Source organism: Spirillospora sp. NPDC052269, from assembly GCF_040679435.1.
In the GTDB taxonomy this organism is placed as follows: Bacteria; Actinomycetota; Actinomycetes; order Streptosporangiales; family Streptosporangiaceae; genus Spirillospora.
The window spans coordinates 1-26025 of record NZ_JBFAUU010000038.1; the positions used below are offsets into that span (position 1 = coordinate 1).

Annotated in this window: 7 protein-coding genes and 1 pseudogene; 2 read left to right on the plus strand and 6 right to left on the minus strand. The window is 71.9% G+C overall.

What is annotated here, in order from left to right; translation table 11 throughout:
- From AB0L06_RS43035 to AB0L06_RS43060, 6 genes are all read right to left on the minus strand, one after another.
- A partial coding sequence (locus AB0L06_RS43035; RefSeq protein ID WP_500237521.1) for a beta-ketoacyl synthase N-terminal-like domain-containing protein occupies positions 1-3548 on the minus strand: 3548 nt, incomplete at its 3' end.
- A 54-nt stretch (positions 3549-3602) separates the two neighbouring features.
- A complete protein-coding gene (locus tag AB0L06_RS43040) occupies positions 3603-5864 on the minus strand; it encodes an FkbO/Hyg5 family chorismatase (RefSeq protein WP_500237523.1) in 2262 nt (753 codons plus the stop codon).
- Positions 5865-5931: 67 nt separating this feature from the next.
- On the minus strand, positions 5932-11532 hold the full coding sequence (locus AB0L06_RS43045) for a type I polyketide synthase (protein ID WP_500237524.1): 5601 nt from the start codon (positions 11530-11532) through the stop codon (positions 5932-5934).
- A gap of 7 nt (positions 11533-11539) precedes the next feature.
- Entirely contained in the window at positions 11540-11950 is a 411-nt protein-coding gene (locus AB0L06_RS43050) for a helix-turn-helix domain-containing protein (protein WP_500237525.1), read from the minus strand.
- A 187-nt stretch (positions 11951-12137) separates the two neighbouring features.
- Positions 12138-21056 carry a type I polyketide synthase gene (locus AB0L06_RS43055; RefSeq protein WP_500237526.1) on the minus strand — a complete coding sequence of 2973 codons (8919 nt, stop codon included), beginning with the start codon at positions 21054-21056 and terminating at the stop codon, positions 12138-12140.
- Positions 21046-23991 (minus strand): type I polyketide synthase, encoded by a 2946-nt coding sequence (locus tag AB0L06_RS43060; protein ID WP_500237528.1) that lies wholly within the window; start codon positions 23989-23991, stop codon positions 21046-21048. The genes AB0L06_RS43055 and AB0L06_RS43060 overlap by 11 nt, the downstream gene beginning before the upstream one ends.
- Before the next feature lie 752 nt (positions 23992-24743).
- Between AB0L06_RS43060 and AB0L06_RS43065 the strand changes: the two genes are divergently transcribed.
- Positions 24744-25904, plus strand: a complete 1161-nt coding sequence (locus AB0L06_RS43065; RefSeq protein WP_500237529.1) for an aromatic ring-hydroxylating oxygenase subunit alpha — start codon at positions 24744-24746, stop codon at positions 25902-25904.
- Between the two features lie 26 nt (positions 25905-25930).
- Positions 25931-26025 (plus strand): annotated as a pseudogene (locus AB0L06_RS43070) (3-hydroxyacyl-CoA dehydrogenase NAD-binding domain-containing protein); the annotation flags it as partial.

The following is a 26025-nucleotide window of genomic DNA, read 5'->3' on the forward strand; positions in this document are numbered from 1 at the left end:
CGCGCATCCGACAACCGCTCCAACACCACCAACCCAACACCCTCAGACCAACCCGTACCATCCGCATCATCACTGAACGCCTTACAACGACCATCGGCGGCCAGCGCTCGCTGACGGGAGAAGTCGACGAACGGTTGGGGCGACGCCATCACGGCCACGCCGCCCGCCAGGGCCAGGTCGCACTCGCCCTGCCGCAGCGACTGCGCCGCCAGGTGCAGCGCCACCAGCGACGATGAGCACGCCGTGTCCACCGTGAGGGCTGGGCCCTCCAACCCCAGGACGTAGGCCACACGGCCGGAGGCAACGCTTCCCGCCGCGGCCGTGCCGAGGTAGCCCTCCAGCTCCCGGGGGACTCCGCCGAACCGTTCGGCGTAGTGGTGGTGCATCAGCCCCGCGAACACGCCGGTGCGGCTGCCGCGCAAAGACGCCGGGTCGATGCCCGCCCGCTCGAACGCCTCCCACGACGCTTCCAGCAGCAACCGCTGTTGAGGATCCATGACCAGCGCCTCGCCGGGAGCGATCCCGAAGAAAGCCGGGTCGAAGTCGCCTGCCTCCGTGAGGAAGCCGCCGTAGCGCGTTTGGGAGGTCCCTGTCGTGTCCAAGTCGGGATCGAACAGGCCCTCCAGGTCCCAACCCCGGTCCTGCGGGAACGGCGACAGGCCCTCGCCGCCGTCGCGGACCAGCTGCCACAGGTCGTCGGGCGAGCCGACCCCGCCCGGGTAGCGGCAGCTCATCGCCACGATCGCGACCGGGTCGTCGGTACGTGGCGAGCGGCGCGTCACACCCGTCGCCTCGGCGGGAGCGCCGAACATCTCGGCACGCAGCCAGCGGGCCAGCGCCTCCGGCGAGGGATGGTCGAACGCCACCGTCGCGGGCAGCGGCAGGCCGGTCGCCTCGACCAGGCGGTTGCGCAGCAGCACGGCGGTGAGAGAGGTGAGACCCAGTTCCTTGAAGGCCCGGTCGGCGGCGAGGTCGGCGGGCGCGGCCTCGCCCAGCACCTCCAGGACCCCGGCGCGAACCACCTCGACCAGCGCGGTCTGCTGTTCGGCCGCCGGAAGGGCGGCCAGGCGCCGGGCCAGCACGGCGCGGACGGAGTCGTCAGCGGTCGACCATCCGGCCATCTCTTCCCCCGTGCGTGGCGGCAAGGCCGGGTGGTCCACCGGGCCCGGCGCGATGAGCACCGGGGCGGTCCCGGCCAGGCCCGCGTCCACATGGGCGAGCCCTTCGTTGTCCTCCCAGTCCCCAACCACGGCGAGCAGGGTCGCCAAGCCGCCGCGCGCACGGTGGTCCCGCACAAGCGCCGCCGCCTCGGCCGCCGCCTCCGCACGGTCGGGCCCTTCGGTTCCGAACATGGCGTCGACGGAGGTGATGACCAGAAGAACGGGCAGCTCCGTGCCGCCCGCGGCCTCGTACAGGGCGCGCAGGCCCTCCGATCCGGCCTGGTCGGCGACCACGAGCGCACCGGCGCTTCCGTCCAACTCCCGGACGTTGTGGACGACGCGGACGCCGTGGGCTTTCTCCAGGTGGACGGTCAGCGCCGTACCCGAGGCGCCTGCCACCAGGACAGGGCGTGCCGGGTCGAGCAAGGCTCGTTCGCCCGTCGGTGCCGCCGCGCGGACCAGCCGAGGGACCAATGGCGTTCCGTCGCGCAGGACGATCTCCGGTTCGCCCGACGCCGCCAACACGCCGAGCTCCTCGGGAGAGACCTCCGTGCCACCGGGACCGATCAGGACAACCCGGCCGGGGTGATCCGCCTGGAGCGACCGGAGCCGCGCCCACGACGCGCTGCCCGGACCGTCGTGGGACACCGCGTCCGCACCGCCCCCGGTCACCACGACCAGCGGAGTCTCCTCTGCCGGCTCGGCCAGCCGGGCCCGCAGCCCGGCCTCGTCGTGCAGGACCAGCGGGGCGGTCCCGGCCACCCGGTCGGTGTCGGGCAGCGGGATCCAGTCCACGCGGAACAGCGACTCCAACACCCCGTTGCCCGTGGCGAGCAACCGGCGTGGCAGGTCCGGCAACGCGTTCCGGACGACCTTGCCCGAGGGGGTGCGGGGCACGCTCTCGACGGCGTACAGCTCCTCGGGCACCTTGTAGTAGGACAGCCGTTCCCGGCACGCTGCGAACAGCTCGCGCGGGTCCACGCCCTGCGGGCCTGGCACCACCAACGCCACGGGAACCTGACCGAGCACCTGGTGCGGGCGGCCTTCAACCGCGACGTCGCGCACGCCCGGCACCGAGATCAGCACGTCCTCGACCTCGCCGGGGTGGATGTTCGCACCGCCCCGGATGATCAGTTCCTTGATCCGGCCGGTGACGGTGAGGTAGCCGGCCGGGTCGCGCCGGGCCAGGTCTCCGGTGCGGTGCCAGCCCTCGCGGGGCGGGGTCGCGGCGCGGGCCTGCCCGTCCCAGTAGCCGAGCATGACGTTCGGCCCATTGACCCACACCTCGCCCTCGCCGCCCGCCGGGACGTCCAGTCCGGTGTCCGGGTCCACCAGGCGCACGCTCAGCCCCGGTACGGGCAGCCCGGAAGAGCCCGGGACGCGCTCGCCACCGGGCCAGTTGGCGGCGATCGGGCCGCAGGTCTCGGTGCTGCCATAGTGGTCGAGCAGCTCCAGCCCGAAGGTCTCCTCGAACGCGGTCCGCAGCGATTCGGCGGCGACGGCGCCGGCGGTCAGGCACCGGCGCAGGGCCTGCGGCCGGGCGAAGTCCCCACCCTGCTCGCGAGCCGCCAGCACCAACTGGTGGTACATCGTCGGAACCGCCGCCAGGAAGGTGAAGTCCTGCTCTCGCAGCAGTTGGAGCGCCTCACCCGCCGAGAACGCGGTCATGATGTGGGCGCTCGCGCCGACCGTGACCACGCCGAGCACTCCGAGATGGTGGCCCAGGCAGTGGGACAGCGGCAGCGGCCACAGCATCCGGTCCTCCGGTGAGAGACCGAGGATCGGCGTGTAGCAGGCCGCGATCGTCCACAGCGAGTTGCGGGTCGTGGACAGCGCCCCCTTGGGGCGGCCCGTGGTGCCGGAGGTATAGAGCATGAACGCCGGCTCGTCGAGCCCGAGGTCGTCCCGCGGACCGACGGCGGGATCGGTCTCGGCGAGCTCCGCGAAGGAGTGGGTGCCGGGCTGCGCCTCCCCGCCGGCCACCACGACGGTCGGCCCGGAGCCGGACGCCGTGCCGGACGTCGCGCCGAGCACGGACGCCAGCCTCGTCCGGTCGGTGATGACCAGGGTGACGGCGGCATCGGCGAGCAGGTGGGCCAGTTCCTCGCCGCCGAAGCGCGCGTTGACCGGAACCGCGATCCCCCCGGCCCGCGACACGGCGAGATAGCTCTCCACCATGTCCACGGAATTGTCCAGGAAGATGGCCACGCGGTCGCCGCGGTCCACACCGAGCGAACGCAGGTGCCCGGCCAGCCGCCCCGTGCGACGTTCCAGCTCCGCGTACGTCACACCGCGCACGGCGTCGGTGAAAGCGGTCCTGTCCCCCTGCCGGTCCGCGTGGGCGCGCAGCGACACGCTCAGCGGCCGGACAAGATCGGTGCGCAGCACCTCACCACATCCCTTGTTCGTCAGAAGGCTCGTCGAAGGCCCGAAGGCCGGTCGTCAGAAGGCGCGGTCGATCAGTCCGGCTGCCTGTTCCGGGCTCAACCGGGGGTCACACAGCGTCGGCTGGGCGACAGGGTGGACGCGGCCCAGGGCCTCCTCGTCCGCCACCGGACCGCCCAGGCACTCGGTGACGTCCTCGGCCGCCGTCTCCAGGTGCAGGCCGCCGACGTGCACGCCGTGCGCCTCCAGCACCTGCCTGAACCCGACGATCTCGGTGACCAGGTCGTCCAGGTGCCGGACCTTCGCGCCGGACGGCAGCCGCCGCGTGTTGCCGTGCATGGGGTCGCACAGCCACACCACAGGGTGGCCCGCGTCGCGCACCGCTCGCACGATCACAGGCAGCAGGGAACGGACCGCGCCGCCGCCCATCCGCACGATCAGCGTCAGCCGCCCGGGCGTCCGCTCCGGGTCCAGCACCGCGCACAGCCGGAGCACGCTCTCCGGCGTCGCCCGTGGCCCGATCTTGGCCGCCACCGGGTTGCCGACCATGGCCAGCAGCCGGACCTGGGCACCGTCCACGCCTCCGGTGCGCTCCCCGACCCACGGGAAGTGCGTCGCGCCCAGGTACCGTTCTCCGGTGGCCGCATCCACCCGGACTTGGGGCACCAGATAGTCCATGACCAGGGCGTCCTGGCTCGACCACGGCCCCAGGTACGGGAGCGGCGCGGCCTTGCCGCGGCGGGCGCGCAGGGCCCGGTGGATCTCGTCCCCGAAGTGGTGGGCCCACAGCATCCGGAGCGGATCGTGCCGCCTGGCCTCCGGGGTGGCCCCCTCCGCGTTGATCATGTGGCCCCGGAACGCGGGCAACTCGACGCCGCCGACCGCCTCGACGGGCGAGGAACGCGGCTTGGCGTACTGCCCGCCGATCCGGCCGATTCGCAGGGCCGGCCGCCCCATCCGGCCGCCGAGCCGAAGGGCGAGGTCGTCCAGGACGGCAAGCCTGCGCGCGGTGTTCTCGGGAGTGCTCTCGTAGAAGCTCTCCGCGCAGTCACCCGCTTGGAGGACGCACAGGGATCCGGCCGCCACCGCCGCCAGGCCCTCGCGTAGCTCGCGGATCTCGTCGACGCGAGCCAGCGGGGGTGTCTGCGACAGCCGTTCCAGCACGCGGGGCCGTGCGGGGTGCTCACGCCAGTCGGGCTGCTGAGCGGCGGGCATCGACTCCCAGTCCGGCACGGACCCGGCATCGGTGCGCCGCACGGCGCGGGTCCCACCCGCGAAACCGTGGTCGCGGCCGACCGAGCCGTGATCGCGTGTGACCAGGCCCTCCAGCTCCACCAGCAGATCGGAGCGGCAGATGTCGACGTTGACGAAGGCGATGTCGGCCGCCGGGGAGAGGGCTTCGCGGCAGATCCGCTGGACGCGTTCGATGTCGGCGCGGTGCCGCACGTACACCTTGACATTACGCAGGTCGCCGAGCGTCGCCCCGAGTCCCAGGCCGTGCACGGACAGGTTCCGGCTCCCGATCAGGAAGGCCATGTTCTCCAGGGCGAGCCTGCACTGGGCTTCCACATCGCCGACGTGCATCGTGCGGTGGCCGAGAATGCCCGCCGTCCCGGAGAGATAGAGCTGCTCGCCCGAATCCGGGGAGAGGTGGGTCGCCCGGGCGAAGTTCGGCGACCTGGGGCCGTAGCGGCCGGGATAGTGGTAGGGCGGTACCTGCCGGGGATTGTCGATGTTCACTCGCCGGGCCGAGCGGCAGGCGAGGAAGTACAGCACGATCCCGCCGCCGTGCGCGCCGACGACGGTCGCGGCGGGCATGTCGTGGGTGAGCCCGTGCCGTTCGAGGGCGCGGGCCCGGCCGACGCAGAACTCCCGGTAGACCTCCAGGCCGGAGGCGTTGGGCTCGTTCAGGCGGCTGATGTAGTGCCAGACGCGGAAGAGCCTCCGGTAGCCCAGCCCGTACGCCAACCCCAGCGCCGCCTCGTAGGCGGTCTCGGTGGCCTCGACATAGTCGGGCAGGTCCGGGATTCGGCAGGCGGCGAACAGGAATTCCCCGTCGTGTGCGTAGGAGATCGCCCCCGACCGTCCGGCGGTGACCGGCCGCTCGGTGGCCCACACCTCGGCGAACCCCTCCTCAGGTCGCTCGGCCACCTGAACCGTGACGGACGGGTAACCCTCGTCGGTGCAGGGGTCGGCGTGGCCGGCGGCGAAGTTCACCACGCCGAGGACGTGCCGTCCCGGCACCGAGCGGCCGGCGTCCTTGAGTTCGCAGAACGAAGAGGTCGGCGCGGCGGTGCGTGACACGACGATGCCTGTCATAGCCCCATCCCGGTGGCTTGGTGCCGGGCTGCGCGCAGACCCGGCCTGTGGATGTTCCCGGCGGCGGTCACGAGCCACCGCGATCGAGCGCAAGCCGCGTCAGCTCGGCGGCGGACATGGTCCTGATATCGGCCTCGCCGGTCCGCCCGACCGGTCCGTGGGCGGACACGCCGCCCGGTCCCTGCTCCTGTGCCAGCCGCAGCAGCGCGTCGAGCATCCCGGCCTCTTGGAGCCTGCGCAGGGGCACCGTGGCCAGCGCACGCCGGACCACCGGCTCGTCAACGTCGTCGGCATCGTTCGCACCGGCGGACTCGGTCGGCGCGGGCGTGATTCGGTCGGCGAGATGGTCGGCCAGGGCGAGCGGCGTCGGACAGTCGAAGATCAGGGTCGCGGGGAGTTGCAGTCCGGTGGCGGCGCTCAGCCGGTTGCGGAGCTCCAACCCGGTCAGCGAGTCCAGGCCCAGGTCGAGGAAGCCCCGGTCGGTCTCCACCGACGCGGGCGTCGCGTGTCCGAGAACGGCGGCGACGTGCTCGCGCACCACCGCCAGCAGGGCGCGCGGCCGTTCCTTCTCGGGCAGGTCCGCCAGGCGGGCGCGCAACGCGGCCGACCGGTCGGCCGCGCCTGCGGAGCGTGCCCGAGGCGGGCGCACCAGGCCGCGCAACAGCGGCGGGACCTGCTCGGCCTGGGTGAACGCCTGCCGCAGCGCCCGCAGGTCCAGGCTCACCGGCACCGCCTCGGCGACGTCGGCGGCGCGGAGCCGGTCGAAGAGGGCGAGGCCGGTGTCGGTGGCCAGCGGGGCCAGTCCGGCGCGGACGGCCCGAGCACGGTCCGCCTCGGCGAGCCGCCCGGCCATGCCGCCCTCGGCTTCCCACGCGCCCCACGCGAACGACTGGGCGGGCAGGCCGAGGGCCCGGCGGTGTGCGGCCAACGCGTCCAGGAAGGCGTTGGCGGCCGCGTAGTTGGCCTGTCCAGCGCCGCCCATCGTCCCGGCGAGCGAGGAGAACGACACGAACATGCGCAGGTTGAGCGCGGCGGTCAGCTCGTGCAGGTGCCAGGCGGCGTCGACCTTGGGGCGCAGCGCGGTGTCGAGGTCCCGGTCGGTGAGCTTGTCGATCGTCGCGTCGGCCAGGGCTCCGGCCGCGAGCACGACCCCCGTGAGCGGGTGGTCGGCCGGAACGTCCGCGAGCAGCGCGGCCAGTGCGTCCCGGTCGGCCACGTCGCACGCGACGGCGGACACCTCGGTGCCCAGACCGCGTAGTTCGGCCAGGAGTTCGGCCGCCCCGTCGGCGGCGGGGCCCCGACGGCTGACCAGCAGGAGCCTGCGCACGCCATGAGTGGTGGCCAGGTGCCTGGCGACGGCCGCGCCCAGGGCGCCGAATGCGCCGGTGACCATGACGGTGCCATCGGGAGCCAGGCCCGGAACGGGCTTAGCGGATTCGTCGGCGGGCAGCCTGCTCAGCCTGGGGACCACGAGTTCGCCCCCGCGGACCGCCACCTGGGGTTCGCCGAGTTCGACGGCGGCGGGCAGAGCGCGCGACGAGGCCGCCGCGGCATCCACGTCCACCAGGTGGAGCCGCTCGGGGTGCTCGGTCTGCGCACTGCGCAGCAGGCCCCACAGGGCCGCGCCGGTCAGGTCCCGTTCGCCGCCCTGTACGGCGTCGCGCGTGACGACGACGAGCCGGGTGTCGGCGAACCGTTCGTCCTCCAGCCACGAGCGCAGGAGCGCCAGCGTCCGGGCGGTGGTGTCCCGGACGGCCGCCGGGACCGCCGGGCCGGTCAGGTTCTGCGGCCGGTGCTCCAGCAGCACCACGCCTGGCGCAGGGCCGGTGGAGGGCAACGACCGGGCGAGGGACTCCAGGTCTGCATGGCGGGAGCCTTCCCCCCATGCCTGGCGGAGGAACGAGGTCAGCCCGTCCTCGGCGGGGCCGATGAGGGCCCACCCGCCCGGCGGACGGACAGAGTCGACCAACGACGGCGGGAGGTCCGGCGTCGTCCAGGCGACGTGGAACATCGCGTCGGCCACCCTGTCGCCGACCGTCTCGGGGCGCGAAGCGATGGCCCGCACCCGTAGTGCCTCCACAGTGAGGACCGGTGTTCCCGACAGGTCGACCGCGACCAAGGAGACGGCGTCCTCACCACACGGCGTGAGGCGGACGCGCAGCGCCACCGCACCCCGGGCATGCACGGTCACCCCCTGCCAGGCGTAGGGCACCCGGACCTCTTCGTTGTCGTCCTCCCCGCCGTCGAGGCCCGCGAACACCGTGGCCTGCAACGCGGCATCCCACAGTGCCGGGTGCAGGGCGAACCCGTCGGCCTCGCCCTGGAGGGCGTCTGGCAGCACGACCTCGGCGAACACCTGCTCACCCAAGCGGCGCACGGTGCGGACGCCCTGGAAGGCGGGGCCGTACTCGAAGCCGCGCTCGGCGAGCGCCGCGTACCCGCCGTCGATGTCGACGGGCGTCGCATCGGAGGGCCAGGCACCGGTAAGGCCGGTGATGTCAGGTGCCGTGCCCCTCCGCTCGGCCGGGGCCACCAAACCAGAGGCGTGGATCGTCCAGGGGGCGTCGGAGGATTCGTCGGCGGCGCGGGAGTGGAGGCCGACCGGCCGCGCCCCGTCGGCGTCGGGTTCGGACAGCGTCACCCGCAGGTGGATGGCGCCGTGCTCTGGCACCGGCAGAGGCCGATGGAGGGTCAGTTCGCGCACAACCGGGACCCCGGCGATCTCACCGGCCTCGGCCACGATCTCGACCAGGGCCGTGCCGGGCGTCAGCGCGGTACCCCAGAGGGCGTGCTCAGCCAGCCAGGGGCGGGTCTCGGCGGACAACCGCCCGGTAAGGACCAGTTCGCCGGATCCGGGCCGGTCGACCAGCGCGCGCAGGAAGGGGTGGTCGAGGGCGCCGAGCCCCAGCCCGCCCGCGTCGGCGGTGTCGGTGGTGGGGGCGTTCCAGTAGCGCTCACCCTGGAAGGCGTAGGTGGGCAGGTCGATCCACGGGCCGATGTGATCGGTGAAGACCGCGTTCCAGTCGACCCGCACGCCGGCGGTGTGCAACCGGGCGAGGGCCGCCAGAGCGCACTCGGTCTCCGGGCGTCCCCGGCGCAGCAACGGGGTCAGCGTCTCTCCCCCGTCCGTCGCATCGGCGAGGGTGTCGCGGGCGGCTGTGACGAGCGCGGCGTCCGGCCCGAGTTCGACGAACCGCGTCACCCCCTGGGCGCGCAGGGCGCGCACGCCATCGGCGAACCGGACGGTGTCGCGCACGTGGGCGGTCCAGTAGGCGGCGGACCCGGCCTGCTCGTCGGTGAGAGGCGCCCCGGTCGTGTTCGACATCACCGGCAGGCGGAGCGGGTGGACGGCCACCGTGGCGAGCACCTCGGCGAACTCGTCGAGCATCGGATCCATCAGCGCGGAGTGGAACGCGTGCGAGGTGCGCAGCGGCCGAGTACGGATTCCCTCCGCACGGCACGCGGCAGCGACCTTCTCGACAGCGGCGGCGGGCCCGGACAGCACCACGGCGGTGGGGCCGTTCACCGCCGCGACATCCACCCGCGCCCCGTTCTCCCGCTCGGTCCTGTCGATCAGCGCGCGCACCCACGGTTCGGGGGCGGCCACTGCGACCATGGCCCCGCCGCTAGGAAGCGCACCCATCAGACGGCCGCGTGCGGCCACAAGCCGGGCGGCGTCGGGCAGCGACCACACGCCGGCCAGGTGGGCGGCGGTCAGCTCGCCCACCGAGTGGCCGGCCAGGTGCGTCGGCCGTACCCCCCAGCTCTCGACGAGCCGGTAAAGCGCGACCTCCAGGGCGAAGGTCGCCACCTGGGTGTACTCGGTGCGGTCCAGCAGCCGGGCGTCGGCGGTGTCGGGACGTGCGAAGACCACCCTCCGCAACGGCCGCGCCCCGTGAGGCGCCGTTGCCTCGTCCACGGCGGCGCACACGGCGTCGAACGCCTCTGCGAAGACCGGGTAGCGCACGTACAGGTCGCGGCCCATGCCGGCGCGCTGCGTCCCCTGGCCGGTGAAGAGCACCCCCAGGCCCCCGTCGGCGTGGGCCCGCGCCACGGCCACGTCCGGGGTCGGCGTGCCGGCGGCCAGCGCCATCAGGCCCGCCAGTAGGCTCGTCCGGTCGGTTCCGTGCACCGCCGCGCGCAGCGGCAGGGCCGTGCGGCGGGTCGTCAGCGCGACGGCGACGTCGACCGGGTCGGCGTTGGGGTTCCGTTCGGCCCAGGCGATCAGCCGCCGGGCCTGGGCGCGCAGGGCCCGGTCGTCGCGGGCGGACAGCGTCCACGGGGCGAGGGGGGTCGCGGCGAGGGTGCCCGCCTCCTCGACCGGCTCTGGTTCGGGGGCCTGTTCGAGGATGACGTGGGCGTTGGTCCCACTGATGCCGAAGGACGACACGGCGGCCCGCCTCGCCCGCCCGGTGTGCGGCCAGGGTTCGGCGGCGGTGGCCAGGGTGACCGTTCCGCCGTCCCAGTCGACCTGCGGGGAGGGCTCGTCCGCGTGCAGGGTCGGCGGAACCGTTCCGTGGCGCAGCGCCTGCACCGCCTTGATGACACCAGCCACCCCGGCGGCGGCCTGGGTGTGCCCGATGTTCGACTTGACCGAGCCGAGACGGAGCGGGCGGCCGGCGGGCCGGCCCGTGCCGTACACGGCCATGAGCGCCTGTGCCTCGATCGGATCGCCGAGCCGGGTGCCGGTGCCGTGTCCCTCTACCAGGTCCACGTCCGCCGGGCTGAGCCGGGCCCGATCGAGTGCGGCGCGCAGCACCGCCTGCTGGGCGGGCCCGTTGGGGGCGGTTATCCCGTTGGAACGGCCGTCCTGGTTGACCGCCGAGCCGCGCACCAGCGCCAGGACGGGGTGGCCGAGCCGCCGCGCCCGCGACAGCCGCTCGAGGACCAGCACCCCAACGCCTTCCGAGACTCCGGTGCCCGCGGCGCCCGCGCCGTAGGAACGGCAGCGCCCGTCCGGAGACAGGCCGCGCTGCCCGCTGAAGTAGATGAAGGGGTCGGGATTGGTCAGCACGGTGGCCCCGCCGACGAGCGCCAGTGAGCACTCGCCGTCCAGCAACGCCCGGGCGGCCAGGTGCAGCGCGACCAGCGAGGAGGAGCAGGCCGTGTCGACGACCATCGCCGGTCCGGTCAGGCCGAACGCGTAGGCCACTCGACCCGCCGCCATCGCCGCGGCGTCGTCGGACACCCCGGACGACATGATTCCGGTGAACACGCCGACCCGGTCGTCGCGAACCGCCTCCCGGACGATCCCGGCGCGTTCGAGCGCCTCGGCGGAGCACTCCAGCAGCAGCCGGTGCTGCGGGTCGATCGTCTGCGCCTCGCGTGGACTGATATCGAAGTAGCCGGCGTCGAACGAGGCGGCGTCGGTGAGGAAGCCGCCATGCCGGACGTAGGTCCTGCCGTCGGTGCCGGGCGTGGGGTCGAAGATCCCCGAGACGTCCCACCCGCGGTCGCCGGGGAATCCGGTCACCGCGTCCCGGCCGTCGAGGACCAGGTCCCAAAGGTCCTCCGGGGAAGCCACCCCGCCGGGCAGGCGGCAGGCCATCGCGACGATGGCGACGGGCTCGGCCGCCTGCTCGCGGGATTCCTTCAGCTGACGACGCAGATCCTGCACTTCGGCGGTGGCCCGCCGCAGATACTCGAGGTACTTCTCTTCGTCGGCCATGCCTCTCCTACCTGGATCCGCGTCCATCCGCGTGGTGCGCGGACTCCGGCCGGGGGTCCGGGGCTGCCCGCAGCGCTCTGCCGGCCCCGACATCAGCCCTTTTCCGATGCTGATCCACGGCGCCGATGCGCCATTCCGAATGACAGACGGGGCAATGATCCAACGAACGCTCCCGCCCCTTCCTGCGGAACTGTTCCAGCAATTCGATGTCGATACCCAGGGCACACGACAGCAGCAAGACCGTCTTGCGTTGCGGCATGGTCGTGCGCCCTCGCTCCAGATCAGAAATGGCGCGGACACTGAGCCCAGACCTTCCGGCCAGCTCCTCCTGTGTCATTCCGACCTGCCAACGCAGAACCCGCAACATCCCTGCGAACGTTCCGAGCTGAAGCTCGCCCTCCATGGCCTGAACAGTCATTCGTATCCTCACCCCGAGCCAGATCCGGTCGCCGTCATCCAATCCAATTCAAGGCGACACGGACTTCAATCCTGCACAGATCACGCTAGCATAAACTCATGCCAAGATCATCTAGAAATAATCCTCCGAATCATCGGGGTCGCCAAGGTGGTGACCCTGATGATCCAGCGGCGCCCTCACCGCGAATTCAGGCGGTCGCCCCCTGTCCCGGATCGCACTCGTCCAGCAATTCACCGACCGTGCGTCCGGGCTCGGCGGCGATGCGCCCCAGCAGCCGCGCGTACTCCTCCATCCAGTGGACGACCGCCCCTTCAGGGAAGTGACCGACCCGGTGATTGGCCGCGACCATGGAGAACTTCTCGGTGAAGTGGATCTCCACCCGCAACGGGTGCTCGGTCTGCGCCAGCACCTGGATCGGCGCCGCCGTCCCGAAGACCGACATCAGCCGGCCAAGGCTGGTGGTCAGGCCGGGCACGTTCTCGTTGACGACGTAGCTCTGGAACAACGGCTCGCCCGCGGCCACCCCGGCGATCTCACGCAGCGCCGCCGGGGACAGGTACTCGTGGTCGCTGATCGCCGAGATCTTGGACTGCACCCCGGCCAGCCAGGTCAGCAGCGGCGCGTCCGGATCCACGTCGGTCGCCACCGGCAGGATGTTGAACAGCAGGCCCGCCGCCTGGTCGACGTCAACGGCGGTGGTGCTGCGCCCCGACATCAACGAGCCGCTGACCACCTGCCGGGACCCCGTGATCGCGCTGAGCATCATCGTCCACGCGCCGTACACGACGCTGTTGACGCTCAGCCCGTGGTCGCCCGCCAGCTTCGACAGTGCCGCCGCCGTCTCGAACGGCACCTCCACCCGCTCCTGCATGATCGGCGGCATCAGCCCGTCGACGCGGCGCCGCTCAGGAGACAGGGCCACGGGCGCGCCCGGCACCTCCACCCCGGCGAGCTCGGCACGCCAGAACTCCTCGGCCGCGCTGGTGTCCCGCCGGTCCTGCTCCACGCAGAAGTCGCCGTACACCCGCGAGGGTGTCGTGGCAACGGGCTCGCCCCCCGACGCCAGTCGGTCGTAGGCGTTGAGCAGGGTCGCCACCATGCCCGCCGCGCTCCAGCCGTCCTGCGCCAGCAGGGTGAAGAAGTGCAGGTACTCCCACACTCCGTCGGCCATGTGGAGCAGGGCCAGTCTGGTCTTGACCGGCGGACCGTCGAAGCCCTTGCGCCGCTCGGCCTCGATCAAGGCGCTGATGCGCCGCTCCTGCTCCACCTCGGAGGCCGAGCGCAGGTCGTACACCGGGATCTCGACCGTCACCCCGGTCCGCACCACCTGGACCCACCGGCCGTCGTCGTCACGGACATAGGAGGTGCGCAGCGAGGGGTAGTGGTCGACAGTGTGCTGCCAGGCCCGTTCCAGGTGTTCGGGGACGAAGCTCTCCCCGACGAACTGGAACCTCTCGTGGGTCACGTACAGGCCGACATCAGGCGTCCGCTCGATCAAGTCCAGCGCGCTCTTCTGCATGCCGGTCGCCGGGTAGGCGTCCTCGGCGTCGGGGAACCGCGCCCGCATCCGCTCCAGCAACCCGGCGTCGCGTTCGCCGCCGGCCATGACCTCGACCACGCCGCGCGACTCGGCCAGCTCCGCCAGCTCGGTAATGGTCGGGCTCTGGAAGACGTCCTGTGGGCTCAGCGCCATCCCCTGCGCCTTGGCCTTGCTGACCATCTTGATGCCGAGCAAGGAATCGCCGCCCAGCGCGAAGAACCCCCGGTCGACGGTGACCTCCTCCAGCCCGAGCACCTCGGCCCAGATGGCGACCAGCCGCCGCTCCAGCTCGGTCCGCGGCGCAGTGATCTTCTCGCTGGGCCGCAGGCCGCGTACCGGAAGCGGCAGCGCACCGCGGTCCAGCTTGCCGTTGGCGTTGATCGGGAACTCGGCCAGCGCGACCACCGCCGTCGGCACCATGTACTCCGGCACGCTGTCGCGCAGGAAATCGGCGGCCTCAGAGGTCAGCCACCGGCTGATCCGGGTCAGGTTCGGGTCGTTGGCGCAGTGCCACAGGGTCTGGCCGCTCCGGGGCGCGTCGGCCCAGTCCTCGAGGTGCTCGCCGCGGGGCTGCCTGAACAGCACGCGGTAGGCGCCATCGGACCGGCCGCCGGCCCAACCGATCGAGACCAGGTAGCCGGTCTCCTCGGCAAGCTCGCGGAACGTCTCGGGCTCGACGCCCGTCCCGCCCCGCCGCAGGCCCCCCTTGAGCAGGTCCGCAACCGGGGTCTCGTCGGCCGCGTCGCCCAACTCGGCCAGCACCCCGGCGGTGCCGGTGATCCGTGCGTTCGGGACGTCCCCCACCAGCAGGCCGTCCGGCCGCTCCTCGGTGAGCAGCCGCCGGACCTCCGCCAGTGACGTCCAAGGCGCGCGCACCGGGGCAGACGACTCGGCCGGCTCACCGGCGTGCAGAACCACGTCGTACCGGAACTGCGTCAGCTCGTGGTGCGCCGTGCCGGGCTTGAGCGCGACCTCGACCCGGGCGATGCCGGGCGTCTCGGCGCGCAGCGCGGTGAAGAACTCCGGCGCGAGCGCCAGCTCGCTCTCGGCCGCGGCACGCTGCCGCAACCGCTCGCGCAGCCGGGCCGCCGTGAGCGTGGGCTCGGCCTTCGCCAGCTCGGCCTCCAGGTACCAGGCATCAAGCAGCGGCAGACTGCGCAGGTCGGCGACCAGCACGCGGCCGCCGGGCCGGGTGACCTCCAGCGCGCGGGCAAGGACGGTACGCAGGTGGCGGGCGTCGAGGTAGCCGTCCACTCCGTTGACGACCACGACGTCGTATGGCTCGTCGTCCAGGCCGGTCAGGTCGTCCTCCACGCGGTGGGACACCTGCACGTCCACGGTGGCGGGCAGTTCGGGCAGGATCTCCGTCCGCACCCGCTCGACAGCGGCCGCGCAGACGTCGGTCGCCCGGTACGCCTTGATCTCGGGCGCCACGCGCGCCAGCAGCTCACCGCCGCCCACGCCGATCTCCAACACCCGTCGAGGGGCGGACTCCAGGACCCGCGCGGCCAGGGTGTCGAGCTGGGCGGCCACCTCGTCCTCCGGCAGCACGGCCCCGGACCTGGCGAGCTTCCAGCCGTTGCGTTCAAGCCGGGTGCGGCGCTCCTCGGCGCGGTCGCCGGCCACCGTCTCCGGAACGATCGCGTCGGCCTGCGGCACCACGTAGGCGACGAGCTGCTTGTCAGCGGCGTCCGGCGAGATCTCGCGGGCCAGCACCACCACGTCGCGCACGGCGGGGTGCCGTTCCAGCCCGGCCTCGATCTCCCCCAGTTCGATGCGCATCCCTCGCACCTTCACCTGGAAGTCGGTCCGGCCCAGGAACACCATCGTCCCGTCGGCGTGGAATCGGGCAAGATCACCGGTCTTGTAGAGCAGCGCACCGGGCTCGTCGCGGAACGGGTCGGGGATGAATCGCTCCTCGGTCAGCTCGGGTCGCTTGTAGTAGCCGCGGGCCACGCCCACACCGCCGATGTACGCCTCGCCCGGCACGCCGATCGGCACCGGCCGCAGATGCTCGTCGAGAATGTAGATCTGCGTGTTGGAGATCGGCGGGCCGAGGGACACCGGCGCGGAGCCGATATCGCGTGGGCACTCCCAGCAGGTGCTGTCGACCGAGCACTCGGTCGCGCCCCACAGGTTGTAGAGCGTCGCACCAGGCAGCTTGTCGTACAGCGCCTGGATCGAGGAGTTCGGAAGTGCCTCACCACTGGCGATCAGCCGGGTGACCGAGCGGCACGCCTCGACACCTGGGTGCTGGAGGAAGACCCGCAGCATCGACGGCACGAAATGCAGTGTGGTGACGCCCTCGTCCTGAATCAGGGTGGACAGGTACTCAGGGTCCTTGTGGCCCTCGGGCCGGGCGACCACCATCCGCGCACCCACCAGCAGCGGCCAGAAGAACTCCCACACCGACACGTCGAAGCTGAACGGGGTCTTCTGCAGCACGCGGTCGGCCGGGGTGAGGCCGAAATAGTCCTGCTTCCAGTGCAACCGGTTGACCACGCCGCGGTGCGTCATCATCGCGGCCTTCGGACGGCCGGTCGACCCCGAGGTGTAGATCATGTAGACGAGGTCGTCCAGGCCGACACCGCTGTCGGGACGCCTGTCGGGCTGGTCGTCGAACTCGCCGGGCCGGTCCAGCACGACCACCTCGGCGTTGTGCGCGGGCAGCTTCGCCAGCAGCCGCTCCTGGGTCAGCAGGATGCCCGGGTCGGTGTCGGCGAGCATGAACGCGACGCGCTGCGGCGGGTAGGTCGGGTCGATCGGCACGTAGGCGCCACCGGACTTGAGGATGCCCAGCAGGCCGACCACCATCTCCAGCGACCGTTCGACCGAGATCGCGATCGGCTGGTCGGGGCCCGCGCCCATGGTGCGCAGGTGGTGTGCCACCTGATTGGCCCGCCGGTCGAGCTCGGCGAAGGTCAGCTCCTCGTCCTCGAAGGCGACCGCGACGGCGTCGGGCGTGCGATCCGCCTGCTCCTCGATCAGGGTGTGCAGGCAGCGCATCTCCCCGTCGGAGTAGGCGCGACCGGTGTCGTTCCACTCCACCAGCAGCCGGTGTTCCACCTCCTGGGGCAGCACAGGCAGCTCAGAGACCCTTGTCGAGGCGGCGGCGGTGAATGCCTCCAGCAGAACGCGGTAGCCGCCCAGCAGTCGCTCGACGGTGTCGCGGTCGAACAGGTCGCTGTCGTACTCGGCGTCGATCAGCAGCGCGTCGGGCAGTTCGGTCACAGAGACCTCGACGTCGAACTTGGCGGTGCCGTTGTGGACCTCTACGACGTCGGCGAACCCCGCGCCGCCGGGACCTGCGTCCCCGGCGTGCCGTTTCATGTCGAACACGACCTGGAACAGCGGATCGGCCGTGGCCTCGCGCTCGGGAGCCAGCTCGGCGACCAGCGCGTTGTAGGGGACGTCCTGGTGGTCGGAGCCCCGCCGCACCGTGTCGCTCACGCGACCGAGCAGCTCCGCGACGGTCGGGTCGTCGCCGAGGGAGGTCTTCAGGACCGTCATGTTGACGAAGAAGCCGACCAGATCCTGCAACGCCTCGTGCTGGCGGTTGGCCATCGCCGTGCCGACGATCACGTCGCCGGTGCTCTCGGTGTCCCCGGCGTAGCGCAGCAGCAGCGCCTTCAGCGCCGACAGCAGGGTGGTGAAGAGCGTGACCCCGTGCTCGCCGCTGAACGAGCGCAGCGCGGCGGTCAGCTCCGCGTCGACCTCGAAGCTGAGCGAGCCTCCCCTGAGCCGCCGGGTGGCGGGGCGAGGTCGGTCGGTCAGCAGTTTCACCCCGGTCGTGCCGTCGCCGATCAGCTCGTGCAGCTCCGCCAGCCGGGCGGCGAGCCGGTCGCCGTCGAAGAGCTCACGCTCCCAGACGGCATAGTCGGCGTACTGGACCGCCGGTGCCGGCAGCGCGGGCTCCACGCCGTCGGCGTATGCCTCGTAGAGGGCGCCCAGTTCGCGGCCGAACACACCACCCGACCAGGCGTCGGCGATGATGTGGTGCATGTTGAGCACCATCCGGTGCTCGGTCGGGCCGTACCGGAACAGCGCCACCCGCAGCAGCGGCCCGATGGCCAGGTCGAACACGTGCCGCGCCTCGTCACCGACGAGCCGTTCGTACTCGGCCTCGCGGTCCGGCGCCGGCAGGCCGCTCAGGTCCACGACCGGCATCGGCACCGTCAGGTCCGGCGCGATCTCCTGCCAGGGCTGTCCCTGCGCGCTGGGGAAGCTGGTGCGCAGCACCTCGTGCCGCCGGACGACCTCGTTGACGGCCCTCTCCAGCAGCTCCGGCCGCGGTTCGCCCGCCAGGGCGAGCGTCATGACCACGTTGTAGGCGGGACTGTCGGGCACCATCTGGTCGATCGCCCACAGGCGTTCCTGGCCGAACGACAACGGCACGCGCCCCGTCGCCTCGGAGCCCCGCCGCGCGGCCACCCTCAGGAGGTCGCCACCATCGGTCTCCTCCCCGGAGGGGTCGGCCAGCGCCGCCGCCAGGTGCACGGTCAACGCCCGGGGGGTCGCGTGCTCGAACATCACGCTCACGGGGAGGGTCAGTCCAAGGACGCGGTTCAGCCGGTTGCGCGCCTCCAACGCGGTGAGGGATTCGAAGCCGAGGTCGGTGAACGCGGAGTCAGGGTCGATCTCGTCGGCCGAACCGTGGCCGAGCACGGCAGCGACCACATCCCGCACGACGCCGAGCAGGACGGCCAGGCGTCCGTCCTCCGGTCCCGACCGCAGCAGCTCCTGCAGCTCGTCGCGGGCGTCGTCCGCCGACTCGACGGTCTCGAAGGGGTCCGCCGCGTCCGGAACCTCGCCGCCGGAGAGGGTCTCGATCCAGAACCGCCGGTGCTGGAACGGATAGGTCGGCAGCTCGAGGTGCGTTCCAGCGCCTTCCAGGAGCGCGGGCCACTCGACCCGGACGCCGCCGGTGAACGCCTCGCCCAGGGCTGTGAGCACCTGATCCCGGCCGCCCTGGTCGTTGCGCAGCGTGCCCACCGCGCAGAACCCGCCCGATCCCGCGGCGCCCAGGGTCTCCTCCACTGCCGTGACGAGCACAGGGTGCGCACTGACCTCGATGAACGCGTCGAAACCCGCCTCGCCGAGCGCGGTGACCGCCTCGGCGAACCGCACCGGTTCGCGCAGGTTGCGGAACCAGTAGCCCGCGTCCATGGCCGTCGTGTCGAGCCAGTCACCCGTCACCGTAGAGAAGAACGGCACCTCCGCGCGACGGGGCCGCACCGGCGCCAGCTCCTCGGCCAGCGGCCCGCTCAACTCGTCGACGTGGGAGGTGTGCGACCCGTAGTCGACGGGGACCCGGCGGCAGCGCACACCCTCGGCCTTGCACCGTTCCAATATCTCCTCGAGGGCGTCGGCGTCTCCGGCCACGACCGAGGAGGCAGGACTGTTGATCGCGGCGACCGACAGGCGGCCGTCCCACGGGGAGAGGAACGCGGGCAGGTCACCGGCGGGCAGGGCCACCGCCGCCATGCCGCCGCGTCCCGCCATGCGCAGCACGATCTCCTTGCTCCGCAGCGCCACGATCCGAGCCGCGTCCCGCAGGCTCAGCGCACCAGACACGTACGCGGCCGCGATCTCGCCCTGGCTGTGCCCGACCACGGCGTCCGGGGTGACACCACGCGAGCGCCAAAGGGCCGCCAGCGAGACCGCCACCGAGAAGAGGGCAGGCTGCACCACGTCGTCCCGATCGAGCCCGGGCGCGCCGGGCTCCTGGCGCAGCACCTCCAGCAGGGACCAGTCCGTGAACTCGCGCAGCGCCTCCTCGCAGGCACGCAGCTCGGCGGCGAAGACCGGCTCGGTCTCCAGCAGTTCCACGCCCATCCGCGCCCACTGGGAGCCCTGGCCGGCGAAAACGAACACGGTCCGTCCCGTCGTGCGCGCCCTGCCCCGGGTCACGCCAGCGGCCTCGGTTCCCTCGGCCAAGGCTCGCAGCCCCTCGAGGAACTCTTCACGCCGTGCGCCCACAAGAACGGCGCGGTACTCGAAGGCCGTACGGGCGGCGAGCGTGCGGCCCACGTCGCCCGGCCGCACCTGCGGGTTCGCCTCGACGAACGCGCGCAACCGTTCGGCATGAGCGCGCAGCGCCTTCTCGGAGCGTGCCGACAGCGTCCAGGCCACCGGGCCGTCCGCCCCGTCCCCGGCGTCGTCCTGGGGGGCGGGCACGGACCGTTCGGGGGCCTGCTCCAGAATCACATGCGCGTTGGTCCCGCTGATCCCGAAGGACGAGACCGCCGCACGGCGTGGCCCTGCGGTTCGGGGCCACGGGCGTGTCTTGGCGACCAGCTCGACCGATCCCTCGGACCAGTCCACCTTCCGGGTCGGGGAGTCGAGGTGCAGGGTTCCAGGCACCACCGCATGTCGCAGCGCCTGCACCATCTTGATCACACCGGTGACGCCCGCGGCCGCCTGGGTGTGCCCGAAGTTGGACTTGGCGGCGCCCACCAGCAGCGGGTCGTCCGCCGACCGTTCCCGTCCGTAGGTCGCCAGCAGGGCCTGGGCCTCGATCGGGTCGCCCAGCGTGGTGCCGGTCCCGTGCGCCTCCACGACCTGGACGTCGGCGGGCGACAGGCCGGAGTTGGCCAGGGCGCGCCGGATCAGCCGCTGCTGGGCAAGGCCGTTGGGGGCGGTGAAGCCGCTGCTGGCTCCGTCCTGGTTCAGCGCCGAGCCCCGGATCACCGCGAGCACCGGATGCCCCAGCCGCTCGGCGTCCGACAGCCGCTCGACGGCGACGACGCCGGCACCCTCCGACCAGCCGACGCCGTCGGCGGTGTCGGCGAAAGGCTTGCACCGGCCGTCGGGGGACAGCAGTCCGTGCCGGGACAGCTCGATGTAGGGATGCGGCGTCGCCATCACCGTCACGCCGCCGACCAGCGCCAGCGAGCACTCGCGGCTTTGCAGCGCCGCGATCGCCGTGTGCAGCGCCACCAGCGAAGAGGAGCACGCGGTGTCCATCGTGACCGCGGGGCCCTCGGTGCCGAGCGTGTAGGAGATCCGCCCCGATGCCTGGTTCCCCGCGCTGGTGTTGCCCATGTAGTCGTGGTAGAGCAGGCCCACGTAGACGCCCGTGTCAGTCCCGGCGAGGGACTTGGGGTCGACTCCGGCGCGTTCGAGCGACTCCCAGGCGCACTCCAGCAGCAACCGCTGCTGGGGGTCCATGGTCAGCGCCTCGCGCGGCGAGATCCCGAAGAAGGCGGCGTCGAAGGCGGCCGCATCATGCAGGAAGCCGCCCTCCCTGACGTGGGTGGTCTCCGGGTGGGCCGGGTCGGGGTGGTGCAGCGCCTCCAGGTCCCAACCCCGGTCGGTGGGAAAGGGGCCCACGGTGTCGGTGCCGTCGACGACGACCTTCCAAAGGTCGTCGGGGGTGCCGACGCCGCCCGGCAACCGGCAGGCCATTCCGACGATGGCCAGGGGCTCCGCGGCGTCGGCCGCTCGGCGCTCGGCCTCCTGGCGCAGGCGCTCGTTCTCGATCAGCGTCGCCCGCAGCGCCTCGACCAGCGAGTCCGGGGAGGCGTCCGTGGTGTCGTTGGTCTCCACTGCCGTGTCACTCTCCATGGTTCGTCATGCCGAGCTGCTCGTCCAGAAGATCGAAGAGTTCGTCCGCGCTGGCGGTCTCCAACCGGATCGCGGGGCCTGGCGAGGGGGCGTCCCAGTCGCGCACCAGGTCCCTGAGCTGCGCCACCAGCCGTTCACGGGCGGCCTCCTCCAGGAAGCCGCCCGTGACAGCCGCGCGCAGGCGTTCGAGGGCGGCGTCCGCCTCCGCCTCCCGGGCGGTGTCCGACGCATCGGCCTCGGTGAGCCGGAGGCGCAGGTAGTCCGCCAGCTCCGCCGGGGAGGGGTAGTCGAACACCAGGGTCGCCGGGAGCGTGGTCCCGATCGCCGCGCCCAGCCGGTCGCGCAATTCGACGGCGGTCAGCGAATCGAAGCCGAGTTCCCGGAACGGCCGGTCAGGATCGATGGCGTGCCCATCGGTGCCGTACTCCAGCACCACCGCAATGTGAGATCGGACGAGGCCGGTCAGTCGTTCGAGCTGTTCGGCCTCGGGCATCCCGGGCAGTGCGCGTCGCCACACTTCGGGGTCGGCGAGTCCGTCATCGTGCCGGGCCACCGGCCGGTTTGCAGCGACGGCATCGGCGGCCGGCGGCTCAGGCCAGTAGCTCCGGTGCTGGAAGGCGTAGGTCGGCAACGGCACGCGCCGCACTGGTCCGGGAACCGCGCCGCCTGTGAAGACAGCTCGCCAGTCGACCCGGCCGCCCGCGATGTGGAGCTCGGCCAGCGCGGCGAGGAACCCCAAGGCGTCGCCGCCGTGCCGCGCCGCCCCGATGACGGTCTGCTCCTGCGCGGTCGCCGCTGAAGCGGGGCCGCACTCGACGAACACCTGGTGTCCGCCTTCACGTGCTGACTCCACCGACGGATAGAAGGGCACGGCTGCCCGGTTCGAGGGGAGAACGGGCAGGGGGCGCTGTGACACCACGGCCTCGGCCGCGTCGACCAGTGGCAGGGTTCCGGCCACATGGCGGGCCGCGATCTCCCCGACCCCCTGTCCGACCACGGCGGCGGGGCGAACGCCGCACGACTCCCAGAGGGCCGCCGACGCGACCGCCATCGTGAAGAGCGCCACCTGGTCGGCCAGGCCCTCGGTCTGCTGCGGGTCTTGGAGCGCGCTGAGCGGGGACCAGTCCAGGTGCGGTGCGAACGCCGCCGCGCAGGCGTGGGCCCGTTCGGCGAACGGCGGGCAGGAGGCGAGAAGCCGCGCGCCCGCGTCGCGCCAGTCCGGGCCGTGCCGGACGTCGACGCCCGGAAGGACGAACACCGGCCCGGCGGGTCCGGTGCGGGGGGCCTCCCCTTGGAACAGGTTCGGTGCGATCCCGCCCTCCGACAACGCCTTCAGGCCGGTGACCAACTCCTGCCGGTCCGCGCCGACGACGACCGCGCGGTGGCGCAGCGTCGCCCGCCCGGCCGCCAGCGAGAAACCCAGGTCGGCGTCGGAGGAGTCCGTTCCCGCGTCCAGGTGCGCCAGCAGCCGCCGGGCCTGTGCGCGCAGCGCCTCCGGCGACTTCGCCGAGACCGTCCACGGAACGGCCGTAGGGGTCGCCGCCGGGTCCCCGCCTGTCGGCGACCCCTGCGGCGCTTCCTCGAGGATGGCGTGCACGTTGGTGCCGCTGAGGCTGAAAGAAGAGACCCCGGCCCGTTTGGGTTCGCCGGTCGCCGGCCACGGCGCGGCCTCGGTCAGGGGAACGACCGTCCCCGCCGACCAGTCGACGTGTGGGGTCAGCTCGTCGACCCCGAGGGTCGCGGGAACCGTGCCGTGCCGCATGGCCAGCACCATCTTGATCACACCGGCCAGGCCGGAGGCCGCCTGCGTGTGCCCGATGTTGGACTTCACCGAGCCGATCAGCAGCGGCCGGTCCGGGTCGCGCCGGTCTCCATAGGTCGCCAGCAGGGCCTGCGCCTCGATCGGATCGCCCAGTGGCGTCCCGGTGCCGAACGCCTCGACAACGTCGATCTGCTCGGGGGCCAGCCGCGCGTTGGCCAGAGCCCGCCGGACGACCTGCTCCTGCGCGGTGCGGTTGGGCGCGGTCAGGCCGTTGGACGCCCCGTCGTGGTTCACCGCCGTGCCCCGCACGACGGCCAGCACCTCGTGCCCGGCGCGGAGCGCGTCGGCCAGCCGTTCCACCACGAGCACGGCCACGCCCTCGGAGAAGGCGGTCCCGTCGGCGGCGGCGGCGAACGCCTTGCAGCGGCCGTCCCCGGCCAGGCCACCCTGGCGGCCGAGTTCGTCCAACGGTGCGGGGGTCGCCATGACCGTCGCACCGCCCACCAGTGCCAGGTCGCAGTCGCCGTTGCGCAGGCCCAGGCAGGCGTCATGCAGGGCGACCAGACTCGATGAGCACGCGGTGTCGATGGTCACGGCCGGGCCATGCAGTCCCAGGGTGTAGGCGATTCGTCCAGAGGCGAAGCCCGCGGCGGTGCCGTTGATGAACCCCGACGTCGCGCGACCCGAGGCGGTCAGCAGGCTGCCGTAGTCACCGCCGATGAGGCCGACGTAGACACCGGTCAGTCCGCCGCGCAGCGAGTCGGGGGCGATGCCCCCGCGTTCGAGCGCCTCCCAGGAGGCCTCCAGCAACAGCCGGTGCTGCGGGTCCATGGCGACGGCCTCACGGGGCGAGACCCCGAAGAAGTCGGCGTCGAAGTCGGCCGCCCCGTCGAGCAGGCCGCCGAGCAGGGACGGGGCGCTGCCCGGACCATCCGAGGCTGCCGGGTCACCGACCTGCCATCCCTGGCGCCGTGGCGCGGAGGCGGTGATGCTTCCGCGCTCCAGCAGCTCCCACAGGTCCTCGGGGCCATGGACCGCGCCGGGGAAGCGGCATGCCAGGCCGACGATCGCGATCGGGTCCTCCCGTTCGGCCACCGCCAGTCGTTCGCGTGCCTCCAGCAGCTCGGCCGTCGCCCGCTTGAGATAGCCGCGAAGCCTGTCCTCAGCGCTCACCGATGTCTCGTCCCTCGTTCGTCGCATCCGGGTGCGGGCAACGCACCGGATCAGGATTCGGCTTCCACAGAAAGCCAAACAAGGAGCTGGTTCATTCCCCGGACATGATCTCCGCTCGCCAGGGCCGCCAACAGGAAGAAGAAGCGGCAGAAATAGGGGATCTGATCACGACACGACGACACAGTGTGACCTAGATCATGAAACTAATGAACGTTCAACATCAGAACACCTTCGACACCCGATCCTGTTCTCACTATCCGAGACGACGCTTGCCGGAAGAGTGAGAACAACCCCCAAGGCCCACCGGGGCCGCCGCACTTGGCGGCCAAAATGCCAGCTCAGACAGGGTGTCCCTGATCTTCACGGACGCAGCCCGGCACTCCACCGGTGGAGCGGAAGCCAACGGCCCACCGTCCCGACACCCGAACACCGGCACCCGGAAATCATCATCACAGAACGTCGCCTATAAGCAACGGATCGCACTCGCCGTCGGCGAGCAGGCCGCATCCTCCGCGGAACATGAAGCACGGTAACAACAATGGAATTCTTCGAGTACAGTCCGACCGGCCGCCCTTCTGCATTCCGAGAAGAATGACGGCGGTCGCACTTGATCTTCGCCGACGGCCGGGGCTACGATCCCGGCAACAATTCCCGTTCCAGATGTCGTAAGTGCGCGTCGGTGAGCCGTATGCCGCCGACCCTTCAGCGCGCGACAGGCTGACCCGTTCCCACTGACCCGACGGAGGTCGACCGTGGTATTCACTCCCACTCGCGGAGATCTGCCCATCCGCTTCGGCGCCGGCATCCCGAACGAGCCGGGGATCGGCCCCGCCGTCCGCGACGCCGACGTCTATCGTGACCCCGAGCGGTACGAACGCGAGCGCATCGAGATCCTCAACCGCAGCTGGCAGATCATCTGCCGATCCGAGCAGATCCCCGCCCCAGGCGACCACCACGTCTGGGAGGGGCACGGCGAGAGCATCGTCATCACGCGGCGCGAGGATGGCGGCCTGGCCGGCTTCCACAACGTCTGCCAGCACCGGGGCGCGCGGATCGTGCAGCAGAGCGGGACCGGAGCCCGCCGCTTCACCTGCCGCTGGCACAACTGGGCCTACGACGTCGAGGGCAAGGTCACCGGCGTGCCGAACCGGCCCGACTTCGACCCCAAGGTACTGGCCGACCTGTGCTCCCCCGCCATCGACGTCGACGAGTGGGGCGGCTGGGTGTGGGCCGTTCTGGCAGGTCCCGGCGTGGCGGGCAAGCTCCAGGACTGGATCGCCCCCGAGGTCGCGGCCGACCTCGGGGCGTTCCGGATGGAGGACATGAAGCTGGTCGAGAAGGTCGAGTGGGAGGTCGACGTCAACTGGAAGGTCGCCGTTGACGCGTTCTGCGAGTACTACCACGCGCAGGCGCTGCACGGGGCGGACGCACAGAACGCCAAGGACGCCCGCGAGTCGACCATCCACGTGTTCGGCCGCAACTCGATGTACTTCGTGCCCTTCCTGGGCGTGCTGGAGGATCTCACCCGAACCCTCGACCACACCCGCTACGCCATCTGCAACTACCTCCTCTTCCCCACGGCGGTGGTCAACAGCCAGGCCCTGCACACGCAGGTCTTCCGGGCGGTCCCGCTGAGCGTGGACAAGACCAGGTTCGAGGCGTGGGAGCTGCGCTACGAGAGCGACGACCCCGAGTACCTCGGCCAGGTCGAGTTCTTCTGGGAGATCTACAAGGCGGTCGTCCAGCAGGACGTGGACGAGTGGGTCGACGTCGCCGCCGTGAAGCGCTCGACGGCCTACACCCAGAACATTCTCAGTGACCGTGAGTGCATCATCACGCACTTCCACCGCGTCATGGACGACATGCTCGAGGGCGGAGACGGCCTCGGTCTGGAGCCCGGCGCGGAGCGCTGACCGGGAGAACGTGGGAAGGCCGGGTGGCCTTCGCCGACGCGGACTTCGTCATCGAGGCCGTGTTCGAGGAGATGTCGGTCAAGCAGAAGGTGTTCGCCGAGGTCGAGGAGCACGTCTCCCC